1 protein-coding gene is annotated in these 439 nt (G+C 33.5%); it reads right to left on the bottom strand.

Annotation, left to right across the window (positions count from 1 at the left end):
* The coding region (locus H4O21_RS28160) for a polysaccharide deacetylase family protein (RefSeq protein ID WP_220495861.1) at positions 1 to 439 on the bottom strand (439 nt) is incomplete at both ends.

The following is a 439-nucleotide window of genomic DNA, read 5'->3' as shown; positions in this document are numbered from 1 at the left end:
AGAGGTGTTTGCACCTCATAGTCTAAATCATAAAATAAAAATGGTGTACAAGAACCTGCTCTAAATCCTATATGGTTTACATAACCCATGGTATAATCCTCTTTCACCTCCAATTGTACCAAGTTTCTATAGGATTCTGGAAGGTTTAATTTCGAAAACGAAAATCGGGATGCACTCAATGCAGTGTTCAATACGTCTTCCATTTGACGTTTTTCTTTTTTTAGCAGTTCAACATCTTTAACTGAAAAGTATGACGCTTTTAAGCCCACCTTACAATAATCGGCTATATGCTTTATAAGAGACACATACTTACGCTTGTTGATATTAATGCCTTTATCAAAAGTAGAATAAGAGCCAATAAAGAAGAATACCAAAAACTTAAACTGCGTTTGTTTTTGCTTGTTAATAATATACTTGAATGTATCAAAAGGGTCATGCT

Origin of the sequence: Oceanospirillum sediminis, from assembly GCF_014164585.1 — a bacterium.
Lineage (GTDB): Bacteria > Pseudomonadota > Gammaproteobacteria > Pseudomonadales > Halomonadaceae > Oceanospirillum > Oceanospirillum sediminis.
This window is presented reverse-complemented; position numbering and strand designations above follow the sequence as displayed.